General features: G+C 71.0%; 19 protein-coding genes, 1 rRNA gene, 1 pseudogene and 1 riboswitch. Of the genes and pseudogenes, 15 read left to right on the plus strand and 6 right to left on the minus strand.

The features are described 5' to 3' along the window. From rrf to ACYVOO_RS40160, 11 genes are all read left to right on the plus strand, one after another. Positions 1–74 (plus strand): 5S ribosomal RNA (gene rrf, locus ACYVOO_RS40110); the annotation flags it as partial. Positions 75–251: 177 nt separating this feature from the next. Further along, the gene (locus tag ACYVOO_RS40115; RefSeq protein ID WP_453349143.1) at positions 252–860 is read left to right on the plus strand and encodes a CDP-alcohol phosphatidyltransferase family protein; all 609 of its coding nucleotides are present in this window, start codon (positions 252–254) and stop codon (positions 858–860) included. 138 nt (positions 861–998) lie between these two features. Continuing rightward, positions 999–3,494 (plus strand): sugar phosphate nucleotidyltransferase, encoded by a 2,496-nt coding sequence (locus ACYVOO_RS40120; protein ID WP_461020664.1) that lies wholly within the window; start codon positions 999–1,001, stop codon positions 3,492–3,494. A gap of 141 nt (positions 3,495–3,635) precedes the next feature. After that, positions 3,636–4,535 (plus strand): DUF881 domain-containing protein, encoded by a 900-nt coding sequence (locus ACYVOO_RS40125; RefSeq protein ID WP_461020665.1) that lies wholly within the window; start codon positions 3,636–3,638, stop codon positions 4,533–4,535. Then, positions 4,532–4,864: a small basic family protein gene (locus ACYVOO_RS40130; protein ID WP_027750352.1), complete on the plus strand. Its 333-nt coding sequence runs from the start codon at positions 4,532–4,534 to the stop codon at positions 4,862–4,864. Before ACYVOO_RS40125 ends, ACYVOO_RS40130 begins: the two co-directional genes overlap by 4 nt. Positions 4,865–4,869: 5 nt before the next feature. Next, positions 4,870–5,976 carry a DUF881 domain-containing protein gene (locus ACYVOO_RS40135; protein WP_461020666.1) on the plus strand — a complete coding sequence of 369 codons (1,107 nt, stop codon included), beginning with the start codon at positions 4,870–4,872 and terminating at the stop codon, positions 5,974–5,976. Positions 5,977–6,142: 166 nt separating this feature from the next. Beyond that, a complete protein-coding gene (locus tag ACYVOO_RS40140) occupies positions 6,143–6,931 on the plus strand; it encodes an FHA domain-containing protein (protein WP_461020667.1) in 789 nt (262 codons plus the stop codon). 19 nt (positions 6,932–6,950) lie between these two features. Continuing rightward, positions 6,951–7,703 (plus strand): transcriptional regulator FtsR, encoded by a 753-nt coding sequence (gene ftsR, locus ACYVOO_RS40145; protein WP_461020668.1) that lies wholly within the window; start codon positions 6,951–6,953, stop codon positions 7,701–7,703. A gap of 147 nt (positions 7,704–7,850) precedes the next feature. Beyond that, complete coding sequence (locus ACYVOO_RS40150; protein ID WP_027764781.1) at positions 7,851–8,324, plus strand: bifunctional nuclease family protein; 474 nt, start codon at positions 7,851–7,853, stop codon at positions 8,322–8,324. A 210-nt stretch (positions 8,325–8,534) separates the two neighbouring features. After that, complete coding sequence (locus ACYVOO_RS40155; protein WP_461020669.1) at positions 8,535–9,155, plus strand: MerR family transcriptional regulator; 621 nt, start codon at positions 8,535–8,537, stop codon at positions 9,153–9,155. Positions 9,156–9,259: 104 nt separating this feature from the next. Next, the gene (locus tag ACYVOO_RS40160; protein WP_461020670.1) at positions 9,260–11,071 is read left to right on the plus strand and encodes a DNA polymerase IV; all 1,812 of its coding nucleotides are present in this window, start codon (positions 9,260–9,262) and stop codon (positions 11,069–11,071) included. Here ACYVOO_RS40160 and ACYVOO_RS40165 read toward each other — a convergent pair. Next, positions 10,966–11,364: pseudogene (locus ACYVOO_RS40165) on the minus strand (PRC-barrel domain-containing protein); the annotation flags it as partial. The gene ACYVOO_RS40160 and the pseudogene ACYVOO_RS40165 overlap by 106 nt on opposite strands. Positions 11,365–11,506: 142 nt before the next feature. Next, positions 11,507–11,604, plus strand: a riboswitch (glycine riboswitch). 196 nt (positions 11,605–11,800) lie between these two features. On the opposite strand from ACYVOO_RS40165, the gene gcvP reads away from it, so the two are divergent. Continuing rightward, positions 11,801–14,686: an aminomethyl-transferring glycine dehydrogenase gene (gcvP, locus tag ACYVOO_RS40170; RefSeq protein WP_461020671.1), complete on the plus strand. Its 2,886-nt coding sequence runs from the start codon at positions 11,801–11,803 to the stop codon at positions 14,684–14,686. Positions 14,687–14,809: 123 nt separating this feature from the next. On the opposite strand, the gene ACYVOO_RS40175 is transcribed toward gcvP, so the two are convergent. Beyond that, positions 14,810–15,016 (minus strand): DUF5999 family protein, encoded by a 207-nt coding sequence (locus tag ACYVOO_RS40175; RefSeq protein ID WP_453349135.1) that lies wholly within the window; start codon positions 15,014–15,016, stop codon positions 14,810–14,812. A gap of 356 nt (positions 15,017–15,372) precedes the next feature. Further along, on the minus strand, positions 15,373–15,978 hold the full coding sequence (locus ACYVOO_RS40180) for a hypothetical protein (protein ID WP_461020672.1): 606 nt from the start codon (positions 15,976–15,978) through the stop codon (positions 15,373–15,375). A gap of 488 nt (positions 15,979–16,466) precedes the next feature. On the opposite strand from ACYVOO_RS40180, the gene ACYVOO_RS40185 reads away from it, so the two are divergent. Beyond that, on the plus strand, positions 16,467–17,963 hold the full coding sequence (locus ACYVOO_RS40185) for a glutamate--cysteine ligase (RefSeq protein ID WP_461020673.1): 1,497 nt from the start codon (positions 16,467–16,469) through the stop codon (positions 17,961–17,963). 111 nt (positions 17,964–18,074) lie between these two features. On the opposite strand, the gene ACYVOO_RS40190 is transcribed toward ACYVOO_RS40185, so the two are convergent. Further along, positions 18,075–19,958, minus strand: coding sequence for a substrate-binding domain-containing protein (locus ACYVOO_RS40190; RefSeq protein ID WP_461020674.1), 1,884 nt, complete (start codon positions 19,956–19,958; stop codon positions 18,075–18,077). A 221-nt stretch (positions 19,959–20,179) separates the two neighbouring features. Between ACYVOO_RS40190 and ACYVOO_RS40195 the strand changes: the two genes are divergently transcribed. Then, positions 20,180–20,953, plus strand: a complete 774-nt coding sequence (locus ACYVOO_RS40195; protein ID WP_453349144.1) for a CPBP family intramembrane glutamic endopeptidase — start codon at positions 20,180–20,182, stop codon at positions 20,951–20,953. Positions 20,954–21,098: 145 nt separating this feature from the next. Here the strand turns inward: ACYVOO_RS40195 and ACYVOO_RS40200 are convergent, their stop codons facing one another. Then, positions 21,099–21,935, minus strand: coding sequence for a PhzF family phenazine biosynthesis protein (locus tag ACYVOO_RS40200; protein ID WP_461020675.1), 837 nt, complete (start codon positions 21,933–21,935; stop codon positions 21,099–21,101). 116 nt (positions 21,936–22,051) lie between these two features. After that, a complete protein-coding gene (locus ACYVOO_RS40205; protein ID WP_461020676.1) occupies positions 22,052–22,333 on the minus strand; it encodes a hypothetical protein in 282 nt (93 codons plus the stop codon). Positions 22,334–22,416: 83 nt separating this feature from the next. On the opposite strand from ACYVOO_RS40205, the gene ACYVOO_RS40210 reads away from it, so the two are divergent. Beyond that, positions 22,417–22,623 carry a hypothetical protein gene (locus ACYVOO_RS40210; RefSeq protein WP_461020677.1) on the plus strand — a complete coding sequence of 69 codons (207 nt, stop codon included), beginning with the start codon at positions 22,417–22,419 and terminating at the stop codon, positions 22,621–22,623. Positions 22,624–22,790: the final 167 nt, after the last annotated feature.

Here is a 22,790-nt window from a genome sequence, read left to right on the forward strand (position 1 = left end):
ACCCGGAAGCTAAGCCTTTCAGCGCCGATGGTACTGCATGCGGGAGCGTGTGGGAGAGTAGGACGCCGCCGAACTCCTTTTAAGAAGAGGGCCCCTGGGCCGGATCCGGTGACATTGTCACCAGGACCGCTCGGGGGCCCTTTTCGCATGATCGGCCCCACCACGTCACATACCCCCGCGCATCTGTGCGTACGGACTGCCGGTAAGGTCGGGGGGCATCGTAGGCACGGTTACTCACAGGAGGCCCCCGGGTGGAGGTCCAGGAGACGCGGGTCCAGACGGACCGGGTCCTCACCATCCCGAACATCCTCAGCATGGCCCGTCTCATCGGCGTGCCGGTGTTTCTGTGGCTGATCCTGTGGCCCGAGTTCGGCGGGCCGAACTGCGATGGCTGGGCGCTGCTCGTCCTCGCCCTGAGCGGGGTCAGCGACTATCTGGACGGGAAGCTCGCGCGCCGCTGGAACCAGATCAGCAGCCTCGGCAGAATCCTCGACCCGGCCGCCGACCGGCTGTACATCCTGTCCACCCTCGTCGGGATGACCTGGCGCGAGATCCTCCCGATCTGGCTGACGGCCGCCCTTCTGGCCAGGGAGCTGTTGCTTCTGGTCATGGTGTGGATCCTGGACCGGCACGGTTACGCGCCGCCACAGGTGAACTTTCTCGGCAAGGCAGCCACTTTCAACCTGATGTACGCGTTTCCGCTGCTGCTGCTCAGCGACGGGAGCGGGTGGCTCGCCTCACTTGCTGCTATTTTCGGATGGGCGTTCGCCGGATGGGGTACGACGCTCTACTGGTGGGCAGGAATCCTCTACGTGGTTCAGGTCCGCCGGCTTGTCAAGGCGGACGCCTCGACCGACTGATGCCGCAATTCCCGCAGCACGGCCAAAGCGGTCGCCCGGAGCGCCACCCGCAGCGCGCGAACACGGGCCGGCGTGCATGCTGGAGTGGATAGGTGAAGTCGGTACGACCGTCGTCTTTGCAAGGAGGACGCTTCCGACATGAAGGCCGTTGTGATGGCCGGTGGCGAAGGCACGCGCCTTCGCCCGATGACCGCGAGCATGCCCAAGCCGCTCCTGCCTGTGGCCAACCGCCCGATCATGGAACACGTGCTACGGCTGCTCAAGCGCCATGGGCTCAGCGAGACCGTGGTCACCGTGCAATTCCTCGCCTCCCTCGTGAGGAATTACTTCGGGGACGGTGAAGAGCTTGGCATGGAGCTGACCTATGCCAATGAGGAGAAGCCTCTCGGCACCGCCGGCAGCGTCAAGAACGCCGAGGAAGCTCTGAAGGACGATTCGTTTCTCGTCATCTCGGGAGACGCGCTCACCGACTTCGATCTGACCGAGCTGGTCAACTTCCACCGGGAACGCGGTGCGATGGTGACCGTCTGTCTGACACGGGTCCCCAATCCGCTGGAGTTCGGCATCACCATTGTCGACGAGGACGGAAAGGTCGAGCGTTTCCTGGAGAAGCCCACCTGGGGTCAGGTCTTCTCGGACACCGTCAATACCGGCATCTACGTCATGGAGCCGGAAGTCTTCGACTACGTCGAGCCCGATGTCCCCGTCGACTGGTCCGGTGACGTCTTCCCGCAGCTCATGAAGGAAGGCAAGCCGATCTACGGCTACATCGCCGAGGGCTACTGGGAGGACGTCGGGACGCACGAGAGCTATGTGAAGGCCCAGGCCGACGTCCTGGAGGGCAAGGTCGACGTCGATATCGACGGCTTCGAGATCTCGCCCGGCGTATGGGTCGCCGAAGGCGCGGAGGTCCACCCCGACGCCGTGCTGCGCGGGCCGCTGTATATCGGCGACTACGCGAAGGTGGAGGCCGACACGGAAATCCGTGAGCACTCCGTCATCGGCTCCAACGTCGTCGTCAAGAGCGGCGCCTTCCTGCACCGTGCCGTCGTGCACGACAACGTCTACATCGGGCAGCAGACGAATCTACGCGGCTGCGTCATCGGCAAGAACACGGACGTCATGCGCGCCGCCCGAATCGAGGACGGCGCGGTCATCGGCGACGAGTGCCTCGTCGGCGAGGAATCGATTGTCCAGGGGAATGTGCGGGTCTACCCCTTCAAGACCGTCGAGGCCGGTGCCTTCGTCAACACGTCCGTCATCTGGGAGTCCCGCGGCCAGGCGCACCTCTTCGGCGCACGCGGGGTCTCCGGGATCCTGAACGTCGAGATCACCCCGGAGCTGGCCGTACGGCTGGCGGGCGCCTATGCGACGACCCTCAAGAAGGGCTCCACCGTCACCACGGCGCGCGACCACTCCCGAGGCGCCCGCGCACTGAAGCGGGCCATGATCTCGGCCCTCCAGACCAGCGCCATCGACGTGCGTGACCTGGAGAACGTGCCGCTCCCCGTGGCCCGCCAGCAGACGGCCAGGGGCAGCGCCGGCGGCATCATGATCCGGACGACCCCGGGCGTGCCCGACAACGTCGACGTCATGTTCTTCGACGAGCGCGGAGCCGACCTCTCCCAGGCGGCGCAGCGCAAGCTGGACCGCGTGTACGCGCGCCAGGAGTACCGCCGGGCCTTCCCCGGCGAGATCGGCGACCTGCGCTTCCCCTCCAGCGTCTACGACTCGTACACCGGATCCCTCCTCCGCGCCGTGGACACCACGGGTGTCGCGGAGTCCGGGCTCAAGGTCGTCGTCGACGCGGCGGGCGGCAGCGCGGGCCTCGTGCTGCCCAGCCTCCTCGGGCGCCTGGGCGTGGACGCGCTCACCATCAACCCCGGGCTGAACGAGTTCCGCCCCACCGAGACCGCGGACGCGCGGCGCGACGGGCTGGTCAGGCTGGGCGAGATCGTCGCCTCCGCGCGGGCCGCGTTCGGCGTCAGGTTCGACCCCGTCGGCGAGCGGCTGTCGCTGGTGGACGAGCACGGCAAGATCATCGAGGATCAGCGGGCCCTGCTCGTCATGCTCGATCTGATCGCCGCCGAGCGCCGCAGCGGCCGGGTGGCGCTGCCGGTGACCACGACCCGTATCGCGGAGCAGGTCGCTGCGTACCACGGTACCCAGGTGGAGTGGACGACGACCTCGCCCGACGACCTGACCAGGGTGGGCCGCGACGACGCCACGGTCTTCGGGGGCGACGGCCGCGGCGGCTACATCGTCCCGGAGTTCAGCTCCGTCTTCGACGGCACGGCCGCGTTCGTCCGCCTCATCGGACTCGTCGCGCGCACCCAGCTCACCCTCAGCCAGATCGACGCCCGCATCCCGCGCGCCCACGTGGTGCGGCGTGACCTGGCGACGCCGTGGGCGGTGAAGGGGCTCGTGATGCGTACCGTCGTCGAGGCGGCGGGCGAGCGCTCCGTGGACACGACCGACGGCGTGCGCGTGGTGGAGTCCGACGGCCGCTGGGTCATGGTGCTGCCCGACCCGGCCGAAGCCGTCACCCATCTGTGGGCGGAGGGCCCCGACGACGCCTCCGCGCAGGCACTGCTGGACGAGTGGTCGGCCGTCGTGGACGGCGCCGGGCGCTGACGGCGCGGGCGGGTGCCCGCGCGGGGCGGCGGCCCGGCTCCGTCCGGGCCCGCTCAGGCGCGGCACCCGCCAAGTTCCTCCCCACGGCACACCGGTGGGCCCGTTCGGCGGTAGTGACCTCGACATGCGACGATGTGCGTCATGTCGCAGCAGCACCCCGTACGGAGTACCGCATCGCGGCCTGCGCGACCCGATGCCTCCATGTCGCTGCTGACCAACGTGATGGATCACAGCCTCGACGACGGGTACGCCGAGGCCGCTGCCCGCCGAGGCGCCGAGGGCCGCTCCGGGCTGCCGCGCACCATGCGCGCGAAGCTGTGGCTGGCCGCCGGACTCGTCCTCGCCGCGCTCGTGGTCACGGTGGGCGCGGCGCAGGCCCGCATCACCGCGCCCACGATCGCCAAGGAGCGCGAGGAACTCATCAAGCGCATCGAGGACGGCACGCACGACGCCGACGTCCTCCAGAAGAGGGTGGACGCCCTGCGCGAGGACGTCGAGGCACGCCAGCGCAAGGCCCTGGAGAAGCACGGTGGTGACAAGGGGGAGGTCACGGGTCTGCTGTCCGGTGCCTTTCCCGTCCACGGGCCCGGCGTGAAACTGGTCGTGGACGACGCGAAGGACACCCAGGACAGCGACACGGGCGGGCCCCGGCAGAGCAGCGGCTTCTCGGACACCGGACGGGTGCGGGACCGCGACCTCCAGCGCGTGGTCAACGGCATGTGGGAGTCGGGAGCCGAGGCGGTTTCCGTCAACGGCCAGCGGCTCACCAGCCTTTCGGCGATCCGGGCCGCCGGAGACGCGATACTCGTCGACAACAAGCCCCTGGTGCCCCCGTACACGCTCCTCGCGGTGGGTCCGGGCCAGAAGCTCAGCACCGCGTTCCAGGACAGCGCCGACGGCCAGTACCTGCACGTGTTGCAGGAGAACTACGGCGTGCGCACCAGCATCAGTACCCAGGACGACGTGCGGCTTCCCGCCGCGCCGAGTCTGACCGTACGCAACGCAGAGCCCGTGCAGACAGGAGAGGGCAGCACATCGTGATCGCCGTACTGGGTCTCATCGTGGGAGTCGTGGCCGGACTTGTCGTCCGGCCCGTGGTGCCGACGGTGGTCGAGCCCTATCTGCCCATCGCCGTCGTGGCGGCGCTGGACGCGGTGTTCGGCGGGCTACGCGCCATGCTGGACGGGATCTTCGACGACAAGGTCTTCGTCGTCTCGTTCCTCTCGAACGTCGTGGTCGCCGCGCTCATCGTGTTCCTCGGCGACAAGCTCGGGGTCGGCGCGCAACTGTCGACGGGCGTGGTCGTCGTCCTCGGCATCCGGATCTTCTCCAACGCCGCGGCGATCCGCCGGCACGTGTTCCGGGCGTGAGGCCGATGAACGACGGCGACGGAAACGAGAAGGACACCCCGCCCGGCGAGCTGCCGCCCGAGCGCCCCGGGCCCCGGCGCGAACCGGGGGACACCGGTCCCTCGAAGCGGTCCTCGGAGCGGCCCCCGTCGTGGCCTCCCGCTCCGGAGCGGAGCGGCGGAGGTGCTGCGTCCGGTGCGTCCAGTGCGTCCGGCGCCTCCGGCGCGTCCAAGGGGAAGGGCGGCAACGCCCCCGGGGACGACGCGCGCCCCGGAACCGGAACCTCGCGCCCCGAAGCCGAGCGCGGCCCCGGCTCCGGTTCCGCCCCTGGCCCCGCTGCCGAGACCGAGGCGGAGGACGGGAACGAGCGCGGGCCCGAGGACGAGTCCAAGGGCGACGGGGGAGGAGACGGGCTGTCGGGACGCCAGCGGCTGGCGAAGGCCGTGTGGCCCCCGAGAGTGTCGCGGGCCCAACTGATCGTCGCCCTGCTGCTGTTCGTGCTCGGCCTCGGCCTCGCCATCCAGGTGCGCTCCACCAGCGAGAACAGCGCCCTGCGCGGTGCCCGTCACGAGGATCTGGTGCGCATCCTCGACGAGCTGGACGACCGCACCAAGCGCCTGGAGGACGAGAAGCAGAGCCTGGACCGGCAGCGCACCGAGCTGGAGAACAGCTCGGACCAGGCCGAGGAGGCCCGTAAGCAGACCCGGCAGAAGGAGCGCCAACTGGGCGTGCTGGCGGGTACTGTCGCGGCGGAGGGCCCCGGCATCGAGCTGAAGGTCGGCGACCGCAACAAGTCGGTGGAGGCCGACATGCTCCTCGACACCGTCCAGGAGCTGCGTGCGGCGGGCGCCGAGGCGATAGAGGTCAACAACGTCCGTGTGGTGGCGGATACGTACTTTTCGGACGGTGACGGAGGGGTACGGGTCGATGGGCGTAAGATCACTCAGCCGTACCAGTTCGAGGTCATCGGCAAGCCGCAGGATCTCGAACCGGCGCTGAACATCCCCGGCGGAGTCGTGCAGACTCTACGGAAGGAGCAGGCCACGGTATCCGTGACCCGCTCCGAGAAGGTCACCGTGGACGCCTTGCGATCGGCGAAGCGGCCTGACTACGCTCGGTCGTCATCGCAGTGAGATGACGGAGTGGCTACCGGGGGGTCGCCGGGCCTGTAGTGCACTGCGTGAGGGAAACTGTCTGTAGGTCGCGGACGTTGTTCTGGGCGTCCGTATCGGCCAATGAGAGCATCGAGGGTCTGTCCTGCCCCACGGGCGGGTCTGTTTCGTGCGAGGGGAATCGCCCGTGAGTTTTTTTGCGAAGTTGTTCGGCAAGAGCCGCCAGGACGGCGGCAGCGGTGCCGCGCGGCACCGCGCTCCCCGGCACGGGGACACGGGGAGCGGCGAGGGCGAGAGCGTGGAGCGCCCCCTGTTCCGTGACGAGGTCGGTGCCCCCTCCGGAGACAATTCGAGTGGTCACGGGGCGGGTTCTGTTGACCCCGGAGCGTCGGGGCGCATAGGTTCCGAGGCACCATCAACCTCAAGTACGGGTGGAGGGTTTGCCTTGCCGGTGTGTAGCAGGTGCGGGACCCGGGCCGCCGAGGCGAGCCGGTTCTGCTCCAACTGTGGGGCGCCGCTTCGCGGCGGTGCGCCTGCCGAGGGGTCCTCGGAGACGACCTCCACGATCTCGATCTCGGGACTGGAGGCGTACGAGGCCGAGGTCACAGGCCAGACGCCGTCGCCTCTTCCGCCCGAGGCGCAGGCCGCCGTCGACGCACTGCCGCTGGGCTCGGCCCTGCTGGTCGTGCGGAGGGGCCCCAACTCCGGCAGCCGTTTCCTCCTGGACAACGAGCTGACGACGGCGGGCCGCCACCCGGAGAGCGACATCTTCCTGGACGACGTGACCGTCTCCCGGCGCCACGTCGAGTTTCGGCGCGGCCCGGACGGGGTCTTCACGGTCTCGGACGTCGGCAGCCTGAACGGCACCTACGTCAACCGTGAGCGGATGGAGGCCGCGGTCCCGCTCGCAAACGGTGACGAGGTTCAGATCGGCAAGTACAGGCTGGTCTTCTTCGCCAGCCCGCGGACCGTCTGACCTGCTCCAGGGAAGGCTCATGCAGCGCTCACCGTCCGGCGGTGCCGGTACCGGCACCGCCGCCGGGAGCGGCGGCCCCCTGAGCATCGGGGCCGTCCTCCAGGTGCTCCGTGAGGAGTTTCCCGAGGTCACCATCTCCAAGATCCGCTTCCTGGAGACGGAGGGCCTTGTCGAGCCGACGCGGTCCCCCTCGGGGTACCGCAAGTTCAGCGCCGAGGACGTTGAGCGGCTCAGCTACGTCCTGCGCATACAGCGCGACCACTATCTCCCGCTGAAGGTCATCAGGGAGCATCTCGACGCCCTCGCCCGCGGCGAGCAGCCGCCCCTCCCAGCGCCGGGGCCGCCCTGCGGCCCGGTGGACCGGAACGCTGAGATAGCAGAGGCGGCACAGGCCGCACCCACGGCGGCCCGGCTGGGACGGGCCGAGCTGCTCGCTGCGGCCGAGGTGGCGGAGGAGGAGCTGGCGGAGTGGGAGTCGTACGGCCTCATCGCTCCGGCGGTGGACGGCGCGTACGACGTCGCCGAGGTCGCCGTCGCCCGTCTGGTGGCCGACCTGGGGCGTTTTGGCATCGAACCCCGTCATCTGCGCTCGATGAAGGCCGCGGCCGACCGCGAGGCCGATCTCGTCGAGCAGATCGTGGCGCCCCTGCGCCGCCATCAGAACCCCCAGGCGCGCTCGAAGGCCGAGGCCACGGCGCGGGAGCTGTCAGGGCTCTCCGCGCGGCTGCACGCCGCCTTCGTACGGGCCGCGCTCGGCCTCCGTTCGACCTGACCTCGACCTGACAGGGACCGGCTCACCCCGACAAGACCGGCAGCAGCGGGTAAACCGCCTGGCGGGCGGCCCGCCGGAGCGGCGCGCCGGGAGCCGGGAGGGGGCCCCGACTACCCAAACAGGCCGGGCACGGCCTAGGGTTACTGTGTGAACGAGCTCGACGTTGTGGGTGTCCGGGTCGAAATGCCCTCGAACCAACCGATCGTGCTCCTGCGTGAAGTGGGCGGCGACCGGTACCTCCCCATCTGGATCGGCCCTGGGGAGGCGACGGCCATTGCCTTCGCACAGCAGGGCATGACGCCTGCGCGCCCACTGACCCATGACCTGTTCAAGGACGTCCTGGAAGCGGTGGGGCAGGAGCTCACGGCTGTCAGGATCACTGACCTGCGCGAAGGCGTGTTCTACGCCGAGCTGGTCTTCGCCAGCGGAGTCGAGGTGAGTGCCCGTCCATCCGACGCCATAGCGCTCGCTCTGCGCACCGGAACGCCGATCTACGGCAGTGACGGGGTGCTGGACGACGCCGGGATCGCGATCCCGGACGAGCAGGAGGACGAAGTGGAGAAATTCCGCGAGTTCCTCGACCAGATCTCGCCCGAGGACTTCGGCACCAGCAGCCAGTGACCTCCGTCACCCTCGGGGACCTGCGGACCTGTGAGGTTCCCGAGGCCATTCAGTCAGCACTTCCCGGTTCGCGGGTGCGGGAAACCACACCTTGGGTGATTATCACTCGGCGTGCCGAGTGTGGCGATCGTTGACGCACCCCGGGTGACTGCCTACCTTCAAGTGGGCAGATTCCGGGGGCGACCCGGGATGTGGAGGACGGAGGTCCGCGTGAGTAGCACCGGCGACGGCACGGCAGCGGGGGGCTCCTCTCCCGCCTCCGGGTCCGCGGCGCGGCCTGCCGCACCGCGCGCGCAGGCCCTGGAACCGCAGGCGGCCGACGCGCAGGGCCAGGAGCCGGGCGAGGTCGGCTATCGCGGCCCCACCGCCTGCTCGGCGGCGGGGATCACCTACAGACAGCTCGACTACTGGGCCCGTACGGGTCTGGTGGAGCCCAGCATCCGCTCGGCCTACGGCTCGGGCAGCCAGCGGCTCTACAGCTTCCGCGACGTGGTCGTACTCAAGATCGTGAAGCGGCTCCTGGACACCGGCGTCTCGCTCCAGAACATCCGCACCGCCGTGCAGCACCTGCGCTCGCGCGGGATGACGGATTTGGCGCAGATGACGCTGATGAGCGACGGGGCCACGGTCTACGAGTGCTCCTCGCCCGACGAGGTCGTCGATCTGCTCCAGGGCGGCCAGGGTGTCTTCGGGATCGCCGTGGGCGTGGTGTGGAGGGACGTCGAGGGCGCGCTGTCGCAGTTGCACGGCGAGCGCGTCGACACCGGCGAGACCATCGTCGGCGAACACCCCGGCGACGAACTGGCCCGCAGGCGCAACCGCGCCGTGTGAGCGGTGCTCGCGCACCGGGATCGCCCGGTGCGACAGGTGGCGCGGGGCGGCGTCGCGGGTGCCGCGGGTGAGATTGTCAGTGCCATGCGGCAGCATCGGTAGGCGTGAGGGGCGTACCGACGATCCTGCATCTCGACATGGATGCCTTCTTCGCCGCGGTGGAGCAGGCGTCGAAGCCGAGCCTGCGCGGAAAGCCGGTGATCGTGGGCGGTCTCGGCCCGCGCGGGGTGGTCGCCACCGCGTCGTACGAGGCTCGGGTCTTCGGGGTGCACTCCGCGATGCCCATGGCCCAGGCGCGGCGCCTGTGTCCCAACGCCGCCTATCTGACGCCGCGCGGCGCGCTGTACCGGCAGGTGAGCGACATCGTCATGGAACTGCTCGCCCGCCTCTCCCCGCTCGTGGAGCCGCTGAGCCTCGATGAGGCGTTCGTGGATCTGGAGGCGGGCGGCGAGGTCGGGCCAGGGACCCGTGCCGAGGACGTGCGGGCCGTCGGGGAGCGGCTGCGCGAGGAGATCAGGCGGGCCACGGGGCTCAGCGGCTCGGTGGGGCTCGCCGGGTCCAAGATGCTGGCCAAGATCGCCTCGGAGCAGGCCAAGCCGGACGGCCTGGTGCTGATCACGCCGGGCACCGAGCGCGAGCTGTTGGCGCCCATGTCCGTGCGGACGCTGCCCGGCGTCGGGCCCGCCACCGCGGAGGTCCTGCGCCGGGCCGGGATCACCACCGTGGGCGAGACGGCCGAGGCGGGCGAGGCGGAGCTGCTGCGGCTGCTGGGCAGGGCGCACGGAGCTTCGCTCTATGCCATGGCGAACGGCTTGGACGCGCGGCCCGTGGTCGCCGAGCGGGACGCGAAGTCGGTCTCCGTCGAGGACACCTTCGATGTGGACCTCACCGACAGGACCCGGGTGCGGCTGGAGGTGGCCCGGCTGGCGGACCGCTGCGTGGAGCGGTTGCGCGCGGCGGGGCGTTCCGGCAGAACCGTGGTGATCAAGGTCCGGAGCTACGACTTCTCGACGCTCACCCGCTCCGAGACGCTCCGGGGACCCACCGACGACCCAGGGGTGGTGCGCGAGGCCGCGGCGCGGCTCATCGACGGCGTGGACACCACCTCGGGGGTGCGGCTGCTGGGGGTCGGGGTGAGCGGGCTCGCGGACTTCACGCAGGAGGACCTGTTCGCGCAGGCCAGCGCGGCCGAGGCGCTCAGCGCGGCTGAGGCCGCTGCCGGTGGTGACGGTGCGGCCGGTGGTGCCGACGGCGCTGCTGATGGTGCCGCTCTCGGCGCCGATGTCGCTCCCGGTGAGCCTGCTGAGGATGCGGCGGACGACGCCGCGCACCCGGCGGCCGGGCCGGACGGGACGGCGGCGGGCGCCGGGTCGGCAACCGGAACCGGGACCGGATCAGTGGCCGAGCAGCCGCGGAACGGGGAGCCCGCGTCGGCGTCGGCACCGGCGCGTGAGCCTGCCGTCGAGGTGCCCGTGGGCAGGCGTTGGGTGGCGGGGCACGATGTCCGGCACGCCGAGTACGGCCCTGGATGGGTCCAGGGCAGCGGCATAGGCAGGGTGACCGTGCGGTTCGAGTATCCGGGCTCGGTACCGGGGCGGGTGCGGACGTTCTCCGTCGACGATCCGGACCTCAGCCCGGCCGATCCGCCACCGCTGGCGGCCATGGCCGCGATGACGGACGGAACGGGCCCGTCTCCGGACGACCGGGACCCGGCCGCGCGGGCGGCGACGGCAGGGGTGACCGGGGCCGCCGGGGCGGATCGCCGCCCGGGTGCCGCCCCTCAGCCCCCGGACCCGGACCCGGAGCCGGACCCGGCCACGCGCCCGAAGTTCCGGTCCCGGGCCGCGAGCGGCGGGACGGAGGGAGCCGTGGTCGGTGAGGGGCCCTCGCCCCTCACGGGTACGTCGAGCCCGTAGTGGTGGTAGAGCTGGAGTTCCTGCTCGGGGGAGAGATGGCGGCCCACTCCGAAGTCGGGCGCTTCCTTGATCAGGTCGCGCTCGAAGGGGATGCGCAGCGCCTCGTTCTCCACCTCGCTCGGCTCCAGGGGCACGAAGGCGTCACGGCTGAAGATGCCGGTGCGTACGGCGGCCCACTCGGGTTCGCCCGTGGCGTCGTCGAGATACACCTCGTCCACGGTGCCGATCTTCGTCCCCCTGCTGTCGACGGCCCTGCGGCCGATCAGGCTCCGCGGATCGATATCGGTCTGCACGGTCCCTCCTCCTGGTCGCGGCTGCTCCATCAGAGTCCCTGGAGTCCTTAGTACAACGAAAAGGCAGATTTCGGCCATTGGCCACTTGAGCGCACAGCCGGTCCTCTCGTCCTACCTCGCTGGTAGGCTCGGAAACGGCTGTCGACCCCGTGCGGGAGAGTCCTCTGGCAAAGTCGCCCGAGGCGCCGAAGGAGCAAACCCTCCCCGGAATCTCTCAGGCTCACGTACCGCGCGGACGAGGTCACTCTGGAAAGCAGGGCGGGCCGCGGTCCAGCGCCGGGTGCCCCTCCTCACCGACGGTGAAAGCCGGGCCGGGCGGGCCACACTGCCGGACGGTCCGGTGAAACTCTCAGGTCGTGATGACAGAGGGGGAGGCCATCCGGGCACCCGCGCCGTGGTGCCCCCAAAGGTCGCAGAGACCAGGAGGCCTCCGCAGATGACTTCCCATCGCATCCCCCTCACCGAGCTGGAGCGCGGCACACCGTTCGAGCGACGCCACATCGGCCCGGACACCGGCGCGCAGGCGAAGATGCTCGCTCAGGTCGGCTACGGCTCGCTGGACGAGCTGACCGCCGCCGCGGTGCCCGACGTGATCAAGAGCGTCGAAGCCCTCGACCTGCCGGAAGCTCGCAGCGAGGCGGACGTGCTGGCCGAGCTGCACTCCCTCGCCGGGCGCAACGAGGTGCTGCACTCCATGATCGGCCTGGGGTACCACGGGACGTTCACCCCGCCCGTGATCCTCCGCAACGTCATGGAGAACCCCGCCTGGTACACGGCGTACACCCCGTACCAGCCCGAGATCTCCCAGGGCCGCCTGGAGGCGCTGCTCAACTTCCAGACCGTCGTCGCCGATCTGACGGGGCTGCCCACCTCCGGCGCCTCCCTCCTGGACGAGCCCACCGCGGCGGCCGAGGCGATGGCCATGTCGCGCCGGGTCGGCAAGGTCAAGCAGGGCGTCTATCTCGTCGACGCCGACTGCCTGCCCCAGACCGTCGCCGTCCTGCGGACCCGGGCCGAGCCCACAGGCGTCGAGGTCGTCGTCGCCGATCTGAGCGAGGGCATCCCGGCCGCGATCGTCGAGCGCGGCGTCTTCGGCGTCCTGCTCCAGTACCCGGGCGCCTCCGGCGCCGTGCGCGATCCGCGTGCCCTCATCGACCAGGCCCACGAGCTGGGCGCCGTCGTCACCGTCGCCGCCGATCTGCTCGCGCTGACGCTCCTCACCTCGCCCGGCGAGCTGGGCGCCGACATCGCCGTCGGCTCCAGCCAGCGCTTCGGCGTCCCCATGGGCTTCGGCGGGCCGCACGCGGGCTACATGTCCGTGCGCGACGTGTACGCGCGCAGCCTGCCGGGCCGTCTCGTCGGCGTCTCCAAGGACGCCGACGGCCGCCAGGCGTACCGCCTCGCGCTCCAGACCCGTGAGCAGCACATCCGCCGCGAGAAGGCCACCAGCAACATCTGCACGGCGCAGGTGCTCCTCGCCGTGATGGCCGGGATGTACGCGGTCTACCACGGCCCCGATGGACTGGCCGCCATCGCGCGCCGCACCCACCGCTACGCCGCGCTCCTCGCCGAGGGCCTGCGGCAGGGCGGCGTGGAGGTCGTGCACGCGGCGTACTTCGACACCGTCACCGTGCGGGTGCCGGACGGCGCGGCCCGGATCGTGGCCCGCGCCCGCGACATGGGCGTCAACCTGCGGCACGTGGACGCCGACCACGTCGGGATCACCTGCGACGAGACGACGGGCCGCGCCCAGCTCGCCGCCGTGTGGGCCGCCTTCGAGGTCGAGGCCGACGTCGAGCGGCTGGACGCGGCGACGGACGACACGCTGCCCGCAGGGCTGCTGCGCGAGGACGAGTACCTGACGCACCCGGTCTTCCACGAGCACCGCTCGGAGACGGCGATGCTGCGCTATCTGCGCCGCCTCGCCGACCGCGACTACGCGCTGGACCGGGGCATGATCCCGCTCGGCTCCTGCACGATGAAGCTGAACGGCACCACCGAGATGGAGCCGGTCACCTGGCCGCAGTTCGGCGCGCTGCACCCCTTCGCGCCCGCCGAGCAGGCGCAGGGCTATCTCACCCTCATCCAGGAGCTGGAGGAGCGGCTGGCCGAGATCACCGGCTACGACAAGGTCTCCCTCCAGCCCAACGCCGGTTCGCAGGGTGAGCTGGCGGGGCTGCTCGCGGTGCGCGCGTACCACCGCGCGGCCGGTGACGAGCAGCGCACCGTCTGCCTCATCCCCTCCTCCGCGCACGGCACCAACGCCGCGAGCGCGGTGATGGCGGGGATGAAGGTCGTCGTCGTGAAGACCAGCGAGAACGGCGACGTCGAGCTGGACGACCTGCACGCCAAGATCGAGAAGCACGGCTCCGAGCTGGCCGTGCTGATGGTCACCTACCCCTCGACGCACGGCGTGTTCGAGGAGCACATCAGCGACATCTGCGCCGCCGTGCACGACGCGGGCGGCCAGGTGTACGTGGACGGCGCGAACCTCAACGCGCTGGTGGGCGTGGCGAAGCCGGGACGGTTCGGCGCGGACGTGTCGCACCTGAACCTGCACAAGACGTTCTGCATCCCGCACGGCGGCGGCGGTCCCGGGGTGGGCCCCATCGGCGTGCGCGAGCACCTCGCCCCGTACCTGCCGAACCATCCGCTCCAGGCCGCCGCCGGGCCCAGCACCGGTATCGGCCCGGTCTCCGGCGCGCCGTGGGGCTCGGCGGGAATCCTGCCGATCTCCTGGGCGTATCTGCGGCTGATGGGCGCCGAGGGGCTGCGCCGCGCCACACAGGTGGCCGTGCTCAGCGCCAACTACATCGCCAAGCGACTGGAGCCGCACTACCCGGTGCTCTACACGGGCCCGAACGGCCTCGTCGCGCACGAGTGCATCATCGACGTGCGGCCCCTGACCAAGCAGACCGGCGTGAGCATCGACGACGTCGCCAAGCGCCTCATCGACTACGGCTTCCACGCGCCGACGATGTCCTTCCCCGTCGCGGGCACGCTGATGATCGAGCCCACGGAGAGCGAGGACCTCGCCGAGGTGGACCGCTTCTGCGAGGCCATGATCGCCATTCGCGGCGAGATCGAGAAGGTCGGCTCGGGGGAGTGGGCGAAGGACGACAACCCGCTGGCCAACGCGCCCCACACGGCGGCGCAGCTCGGCCGGGACTGGGAACACCCGTACAGCAGGGAGGAAGCCGCCTTCCCGGCAGGCGTGGAGTCCTCGGACAAGTACTGGCCGCCGGTGCGGCGGATCGACGGAGCCTACGGGGACCGCAATCTGGTCTGCTCGTGCCCGCCGGTGGAGGAGTACGACGGCTGAGCCGCGGAAGCGAAGAGGGACCGGGTGCCGGGGCGCTGAGAAGCGTCCCGGCATGTGTCAGGGCCGGTGCGGCGAAGTGCTGCCGTGCCGGCCCTGGCCTTCCATGGTGCCGTTGCGGCGTGGTCAGGCCGCGGTGGCGATGTGCTGAGTACCGAGCGGCTTGTGCGGAGCGATGATCTGACCATCCGGCAGCAGCTCACCCGTGTCCTCGAAGAGGAGAACTCCGTTGCACAGCAGACTCCACCCCTGTTCCGGGAAGTGGGCCACCGGATGGGCGGCCTCCCGGTCGGCGGAGTCTGCTGTCGGGCACGGCGGCTGGTGCTTGCACATTGTCGGTGTCGTCTTCCGTTGCGTTGTGGTGTATGTCGTGCGGCCTGTCCTTACGTTCATGACCGCTCCCCCCGTTTTTCGACGTGGTCCCAGTCTTCCCCTACGAGCTCGATTCCGCAGGGATTTCGACTCAGCACTCCTCAACTGATGAAGACGCGTCACCCAGGCGGCCGGTTGCCCTCAACTCGACCCTCCTTTCGGGGGGTTCGAGAGGAGCGAGGGCTAGTCCGTACGGGGGAGTGGGCCGTGGTCACAACGAGGCCGGAGAGACATTCCGCCGAAACGCAGACGGACCAGACGGGCCAGACGGACCAGACGGTTCCGGTGGATCCGGTGGTTTCGATGGAGCCGACGGGTCAGACAGAGGTGCGCAGCAGCGGCGCGGTCACCAGACGGCGCGTCAGCAGCGGCAGCAGCGCGTCGAGACGGTGCGGCTGGTGCGCGGCGATCCCGGGCGGCGCGGGGGCCAGCGGGATCAGCACGTCCGAGGGCTCCGGGGTGCCCTCCGCCGCGTCGGCCCCGATGTCGTGGTGCAGCCACAGCGTCAGCATGTAGAGCTCCGGGACGGACAGCAGCCGGGGCTGGTAGTCCGTGGACAGTGACTCGGCCTGGCGCAGTGCCCGCTCCGTAGAGGTGACGTAGGGGCCTTCGCAGAAGTAGGCGAAGGCCCAGCCGTCCGCCGTCAGCATGGCCTCCGCCGCGCCCACCGACCTGCCGTCGGCGGCGCTGCCGGTGTCCCGGAGCAGGAACCGCCAGCCGGTGAGCCGGGTGCGGGGCCCGTCGTCGGCCGGCCGGACGCGGGCCATCTCGTGGACGGGCAGCGGGAGTTCGGGGCGCAGCGTGCCGTGCGCGGTACGTACGGCGGCGGGGGTGCGGGATCCCCGTACGGCCGTAGGCGACCGGAGGGCGGTGAGGACACTGCGCAGGGCGGGGGCGGGGGCCGGGGGGACATGCAGCGGCATGGTAGGTCGCCTCTCACTTCGGAGACATGTGGTGCTCGGCGGGGGCGCGGACGGCACTGTCGGCGTAGAGGGGCCGCGAGGGCGGCGGGGGCGTCGACAGTCGGGAGCCGTAGGGGCGCCAAGTCTCTGCCTCGTGGCGGAGTTTATACGACACGTGTTCAGGTGGCGTTTCAGCTAGCAAGTGTCCTTCATCACCGGAAGGGGATATCAGGACGTTTACGAGGGGGCATTCCCGCTGATGAGTGCCTTATGCGCGTCGTCTGCCTCGGAGGAAGTGGAATACGCGGTCGGCGGAAACTCGTCGGTTTTTTTCACGAGCGCCGCGTACCGGTCCCCGGCCCCGGACCGTATGCCTCCGGAATGTGCCTGCGTGCGACTCCGTCCAGCCTAGCGGCTGTTGAGCCTGTGGGGGCCGGTGAGGCGTTGTCGATCACATGGCAGGGCATCATGGCTGACACGAAGCGGCCGTATGGAGGAGGGACGCTCCGATGGGAGAGAAGGTCGTGGCCGACAGGTTCGACCTGTCCGATCGGCAGCGGTACCGGCGGAAGTTGCGCCAGTGTCTTCAGAGCCTGGAGCGATTGCTGGAAGAGAAGCGGTTCGACCGCCCCAGGAATCTCATGGGGCTGGAGATCGAGCTGAATCTCGCCGATGCCCACGGGATGCCCCAGATGATGAATGCGGAGGTTCTGGAGCGAATAGCGAGCGAGGATTTCCAGACCGAGCTGGCACAGTTCAATCTCGAAGTGAATATCGTGCCGCACCAGCTCTCCGGGCGTGTCTTCGACCAGTTGGCGGAGGAACTGCGCACGGGACTCGCCTACGCGGACAGGCAGGCGAGCGAGGTGGACGCGCGCATTGTGATGATCGGTATTCTGCCGACGCTCACGGACGAGGATCTCGTCTCGTCGAACCTCACCTCGGCGGCCAGGTACACGCTGCTCAACGACCAGATCATGGCCTCGCGCGGCGAGGAGGTCGTCCTCGACATACAGGGGGTCGAGCGGCTCAGGTGCACCTCAGGATCGATCGCGCCCGAGGCCGCGTGCACCTCCGTACAGCTCCACCTCCAGGTGACCCCCGAGCGCTTTCCCGACGCGTGGAACGCGGCCCAGGCGGTCGCGGGCGCGCAGATCGCGCTCGGCGCCAACTCGCCCTTCCTCTTCGGCCGTGAACTGTGGCGCGAGTCCAGGCCGCCGCTCTTCCTCCAGTCGACGGACACCCGCCCGCCCGAGCTGTCCGTGCAGGGCGTACGGCCGCGCACCTGGTTCGGGGAGCGCTGGATCGACTCGGCCTACGACCTCTTCGAGGAGAACCTGCGCTACTTCCCGGCCCTGCTCCCCATCTGCCAGGACGAGGAACCCCTGCGCGTGCTCGACGAGGGCGGCACCCCGACGCTGGCCGAGCTGGCGCTGCACAACGGCACCGTCTACCGCTGGAACCGGCCCGTCTACGGAGTGGTCGACGGGGTACCGCATCTGCGGGTGGAGAACAGGGTGCTGCCCGCCGGGCCCACCGTCACGGACGTCCTGGCGAACACCGCCTTCTACTACGGGCTGGTCCGCGCCCTGTCCGACGAACCGCGCCCGGTGTGGGCGCGGCTGCCCTTCGAGGACGCCTCCCGCAACTTCGACGCGGCATGCCGTCACGGCATCGACGCGCACCTGTGGTGGCCCCGCGCGGGGAGGGGCGGCGGGCTGGCGCAGGTGCCGGCGGTGCGGCTCGTGCGGGAGGAACTGCTGCCCCTCGCCGCGGCCGGGCTCGACGCCTGGGGCGTGGAGGCGGCGGACAGGGACCGGTATCTGTCCGTCATCGAGGAGCGCTGCCGCCTGGGGGTGAACGGCGCCTCCTGGCAGGCGGCGGCCTATCACCGGGCGCAGGAAGCGGGCCTGGACCGGGACAAGGCACTGGCGGCGGTGACGCGGCGCTACCGCGAACTGGCCCTGACCGGGGAGCCGGTGCACACTTGGCCGGCCGGTCCCTGACGGCGGTTCCGCGGCGTGGCGCTTGCCGCGTGCGGTGCTGTGCGCGGCGTGCTGCGCCCTGTGCGGTGCTGTGTGCGGTGCTGTGTGCCGCGCGGCGGGTGGGGGGGCGGTTCAGTGCTTGCTGCCCGCCGCCATGACGGCCTTGAGGATCACGGAGTAGATCTGCGCGGGATCGTCGACCTGGTGCGCCGAGCCGCCCGTCGCCCCGGCGAGGTCCTCGCACGCCTCCTCGTCGGCGTCGGGCCCGACGGCGATGGCGATCAGCGGTACGGGACGGTCGCCGCCGCTGAGCCGCTTGAGCTTCTCGGTCAGCTTCTTGCGGGAGATGCTGTCCGGGTCCTGGTTGGCGCCGTCCGTGAGCACGACCAGCGCGTTGAACTTGCCGGGGCGGTAGGTCTCGCGGGCCTTCTCGTACGCGGCGAGTGCCGTGTCGTACAGGCCCGTCGCTCCGCCCGGGATCGGGTGCAGACGGCCGAAGGCAGAGGTGAGCCTGTCGCGCTGGGTCGTGCCGTCGCCGCCTCGGTCGCCCAGCCGCGCGGTGGGCACCAGCTCGCGGTAGTCGCGCTCGCCCTCAAGACGGGTGGCGAACTCCCACAGGCCGATCTCGTCGTCCGGCGTGAACTGCGAGAGCCCCTGGAGCAGCGACGCCTTGGTGACGTCCATCCGTGACTGCCCCGCACGCCCCGGCACGGCCGACGACATGGAGGCCGACGCGTCCACGACGAGCGTCAGCCGCGCGCTCTGCACCGTGATCGTCCACATGCCCAGGGCCGCGCGCACCGTACCGGCCGACGGCGGATCGGCCGGTGCGGCCCCGTACGGCTGCGGCTCGCGCCCGCCCGCACGGTGGGTCACGGCGGGCTCGGCCCCGCCGTCCTGGAGCCGGAAGCCCGCGCGGGTCAGCGCGCGGCGGCCCTGCGCGTCGCCCAGGAGGGTCTGGAAACGGGAGGCCGCGCGGCTCTTCTTGGTGCCGAGGCTCTCCTCGTCGACGAGGGTGTACGGGTAGTCGAGCAGGGTGCCGCCGTCCTTCGGATAGAACAGCTTCAGGTCGGGCGCGCTGTTGGCCGAGGTGTTGTGCGCGAAGGCGGCCTGCTCGGAGACGAGCAGGGCCTGGTTGCGCTGCGGTTTGCCCTTCTCCGTGCCGGAGTCGTTCTTGGGCAGCGTCGCCATGACCTGCGTGTCCCCGGGGGCCGCGCGCTCGGCGAGCAGTTCGGCGGCAGCCGCCGTACGGGTCTCGGCGTCCTTGCCGCGCTCCTTGGCCGTGGAGCGCTGGATCGCGGTGAGCGCCAGCAGCCCCGTCGCGCTGCGCGCGGGGTCGGCGCTGCCGACGCGCAGTTCCTTCTCGCCGGTCGCGGCGCCCGCGATCCCCGCCCAGCTGTAGCTCTTCTCCGGCCAGCCCAGTCGCTCGGCCGCCGAGGGCATCGTGGCCAGGGTGACGGGGGAGCTGGCCACGTTGCCGACGGTCTCCAGGGGCGGTGCGCCGTCGGACGACGCGGCACGGTCCACCCACAGCGCCGAGTCGGGCAGCCACACCTCGTATGCGCGCCCGCCGCCGCCACTGCCTCTGCCGCCACTGCCCCTGCCGCCGCTGCCGCGATCCTCGCGGCCTCCGCGCGCCAGCTCCGTCGCCATCTCGGCGCCCGAGCGCGCGCTGACGCGGACGTCGAGGCAGTGTCCGTCCGAGGTGAGGTGCCGCTTCCGGGCGCGGTCGGCGACCGCGCGCAGCACGGGGGCGATGTCGGGGGCCGCCGCGACGCGCAGGCGGACGGACCTCTCCTCGCAGTCGTCGCCCAGCGGGAGGACGTCCGTGCGCACGGCGACGGCGGCGCCGGTGCCCACGGCGAGCACGAGGGCCGTGGCGATCAGGACGGCGCGGCGCCGCGTCCCGCGCCGCTCCTGGCGGGATGGCGGCCGCTCCTGGCGTGGCGGTTCGAGGGCGGGGGAGGCCCCCGCGCCGTACGAAGCAGAGTCGTCGGGCAAGCTGTGACGTCCCATGGCGTCCACGCCCCTCCTGGAAGCCCCTCGATGGCGGGATGGCGACAGGAATGGGCGGTATGCCGTGACGGATGGCGCTCGTCCCCCCGGCCTGTCGCGCGCTCCCCGTACCCGTTTTCGAGACCCTAGCGGGGCGGGAGTGCCGAAGAGGCGGGATTGCTGAACTGGAGGCATGTGTGCAGTCACAGGCGCGTGACACCGCTTCGACCCCTGCGTCCCCTGTGCCGCCCGGCGGCGGGCTGTCGCCGAGGCTGCTGCGGCAGGAGACGGTGCTCGTACTGGCCCTGTCCCTCGGCGCGAGCGCGGTCTCGGCGCTGATCAGCTTCATCGGTTCGCTGACCGCGCCCGGCGGGCTCGCCGACCAGGCAGCGAAGCTGAACACCTCGCGCGCGCCCGACCGTCCGTGGCTCGACCTGGCCTGGCAGCTCTTCGGGATCGCCACGGCCCTCGTGCCCGTCGCGCTCGTGGCGCATCTGCTGACGCGGGAACGGGCCGGTGGGCTGCGCGCCCTCGGCCTGGACAGGCGCAGGCCAGGATTCGACGCCGGATGGGGCGCGCTGGTCGCGGCGGGGATCGGCGGGACGGGGCTGCTGCTCTATCTCGGGGCGCGCGCCGGGGGGTTCAACCTCACGGTGGTTCCCGAGTCGCTGCCCGACGTGTGGTGGAAGTTCCCCGTGCTGATCGCCTCGGCGGTGCAGAACTCCGTGGTGGAGGAGGTCATCGTCGTCGGCTATCTGCTGCGCAGGCTCGACCAGTCGGGCTGGGCGCCGATGGCTGCGCTGGCCGCGAGCGCGGTGCTGCGTGGCTCGTACCACCTGTACCAGGGCATCGGCGGCATGCTCGGCAACATGGCGATGGGCGTGATCTTCGTGCTGCTGTACCGGCGTTGGGGGCGGGTCGGGCCCCTGGTGGTGGCGCACGCGCTGATCGACATCGTGGCCTTCACGGGGTACGCGCTGCTCGCGGGCAAGGTGGGGTGGCTGCCCACGGCGTGACGACCACGGTGTGACGGGGGAGTTCTACGGGGAGGCCGACGGAGCGGTCGGGGTGGGTGGGGGGCGGGCGCAGGGGCGGGCGCGGGTGCGCCGACGCCGCCCGCGTCCGCCCCTCGGCCGGTTCGGAACCCGTCGGAGAACCGGTTCAGAACTCGGCGCGCAGCTGCGCGTCCAGGACGGTGACCGCCGTGCCCGTCAGCTCCGTACGCTCGCCGCGCAGCGTGGTGCGCACGAGCCCGGTGCGCGCCGACGCCTGAAGCCCCGTCAGGGTGTCGCTGCCCAGCCGCTCCGACCACAGGGGTGCGAGCGCTGTGTGGGCGCTGCCCGTGACCGGGTCCTCGGGGATGCCGACGGCCGGGGCGAAGTTGCGGGAGACGTAGTCGTACCCCTTGGTGCCGCGTCCCGGCGCCGCCCCCTCCTCGGCGCGTGCCGTGACGAGCACGCAGCGGTGCGGGAGGCGTGTGAGTGCGGACTGGTCGGGGGTGAGTCCGCGCACGGTCTTCTCGTCGGCCAGTTCCAGCAGGAGGTCGCCGAGCGGGCCGGTGTCGTAGGCGCGCACGACCTCGGCGCCGATGGCCGCCTCGACGCCCTCGGGCACGGGGATCCCGGTGAGCGGCGCGGTCGGGAAGTCGAGGGTGATCTCCCCGTCGGCCGCGGTGGTGGCGGTCAGGATGCCGCTGCGGGTGCGGAAGCGCACGGTGCCGGAGGCGGCGCCGTCGGTGTGCAGCACATGCGCGGTGGCCAGGGTCGCGTGCCCGCACAGATCGACCTCGGTGGCGGGGGTGAACCAGCGCAACGCCCAGTCGGCCTCCGGGTCGTCGGTGAGGGGGTGCGCGTAGGCGGTCTCGGCGAGGTTGATCTCGTTGGCGAGCCGCTGGAGCCGGTGGTCCTCGGGGAAGGGCCCCTCGTCCCAGATGACGACCCCTGCGGGGTTCCCGGCGTAGGGGCGGTCGGTGAAGGCGTCCACGGTACGAATTCTCATGATCATGAATGTAGAGGGCCACTGAGGCATCGGAAAGGGCCAATCTGTGGAAAGTGGCCTGGGTGGTGGACCGGTAGGCGAGGCTGTCCTGTCTCAGGCCGGGCTTCCGCTGCCCGCTAACGCGGCTGCGCCTTCCGATGCTGGTCGCCCGCCTGCTCCAAGGCGGCCTCGTAGGCGTGCAGGGCGGTGATGACTGTGGCGCGTTCCGCGGGGTCGAGACCGCGCATGACACATTCCCAGGCAGAGGCGCCGCCAGAAAGCCATTCGCCGATCGGTGAGGCGTAGGCGGGGGTGATGGCGATGATGCGGCGGCGGCGGTCGGCGGGATCGGCGGTGCGCTGCAGGACGCCCGGCCGTGACAGCTCGCTGACCATGAGGCTGACGGTCGTCGGGGCCACGCCCAGCCGAGCGGCCAGCTCGTTGATGCTGGTGGGGCCTGGCCGGTGTCCCCGCAGGCCGTTTCGCGCAGGGCGGCAAGGCCGTGGACACAAACGCCTCGGTGATCTTGGGCGTCCGCGCTGGCGTCTTCGACCGCCCCGACGCAGTCCAGATCGCCGCGCGCCTCGGCACCGCGCTCACCGACGCGATCACGCGCGTCGTCGGCGATGACCTCCGCGCCGGCACCATGGTCGAACTCGTAGCGTCACCGCCAGAACGAACCTTCGTCGGCGGCGCCCTCACCGTGTGACCTCCAGCCGGGCCACCTCACGACCTGGCTGTACTCAGGCTCAGCAGCGGTAGCTGGGGTGGAACGGGCTCCACCGTGTTTCCGGGTCGGCTTCATCGGGCCGGCGCGGTGGCGGCCTCGGGAAATTCCGCGATGCGGGACGTTTGCGGCACCTGTCTCTTCCCGGT

The sequence above is a fragment of the Streptomyces daliensis genome, from assembly GCF_054782395.1.

Excerpts from the sequence above, each read along its gene's own strand:
- gcvP (WP_461020671.1), top strand. The coding sequence starts at position 11,801 with ATGACTTCCCATCGCATCCCCCTCACCGAGCTGGAGCGCGGCACACCG.
- ftsR (WP_461020668.1), top strand. The coding sequence starts at position 6,951 with ATGCAGCGCTCACCGTCCGGCGGTGCCGGTACCGGCACCGCCGCCGGG.
- ACYVOO_RS40120 (WP_461020664.1), top strand. The coding sequence starts at position 999 with ATGAAGGCCGTTGTGATGGCCGGTGGCGAAGGCACGCGCCTTCGCCCG.
- ACYVOO_RS40190 (WP_461020674.1), bottom strand. The coding sequence starts at position 19,958 with ATGGGACGTCACAGCTTGCCCGACGACTCTGCTTCGTACGGCGCGGGG.
- ACYVOO_RS40200 (WP_461020675.1), bottom strand. The coding sequence starts at position 21,935 with ATGAGAATTCGTACCGTGGACGCCTTCACCGACCGCCCCTACGCCGGG.
- ACYVOO_RS40135 (WP_461020666.1), top strand. The coding sequence starts at position 4,870 with ATGAACGACGGCGACGGAAACGAGAAGGACACCCCGCCCGGCGAGCTG.
- ACYVOO_RS40185 (WP_461020673.1), top strand. The coding sequence starts at position 16,467 with ATGGGAGAGAAGGTCGTGGCCGACAGGTTCGACCTGTCCGATCGGCAG.
- ACYVOO_RS40175 (WP_453349135.1), bottom strand. The coding sequence starts at position 15,016 with ATGTGCAAGCACCAGCCGCCGTGCCCGACAGCAGACTCCGCCGACCGG.
- ACYVOO_RS40180 (WP_461020672.1), bottom strand. The coding sequence starts at position 15,978 with ATGCCGCTGCATGTCCCCCCGGCCCCCGCCCCCGCCCTGCGCAGTGTC.
- ACYVOO_RS40125 (WP_461020665.1), top strand. The coding sequence starts at position 3,636 with ATGTCGCAGCAGCACCCCGTACGGAGTACCGCATCGCGGCCTGCGCGA.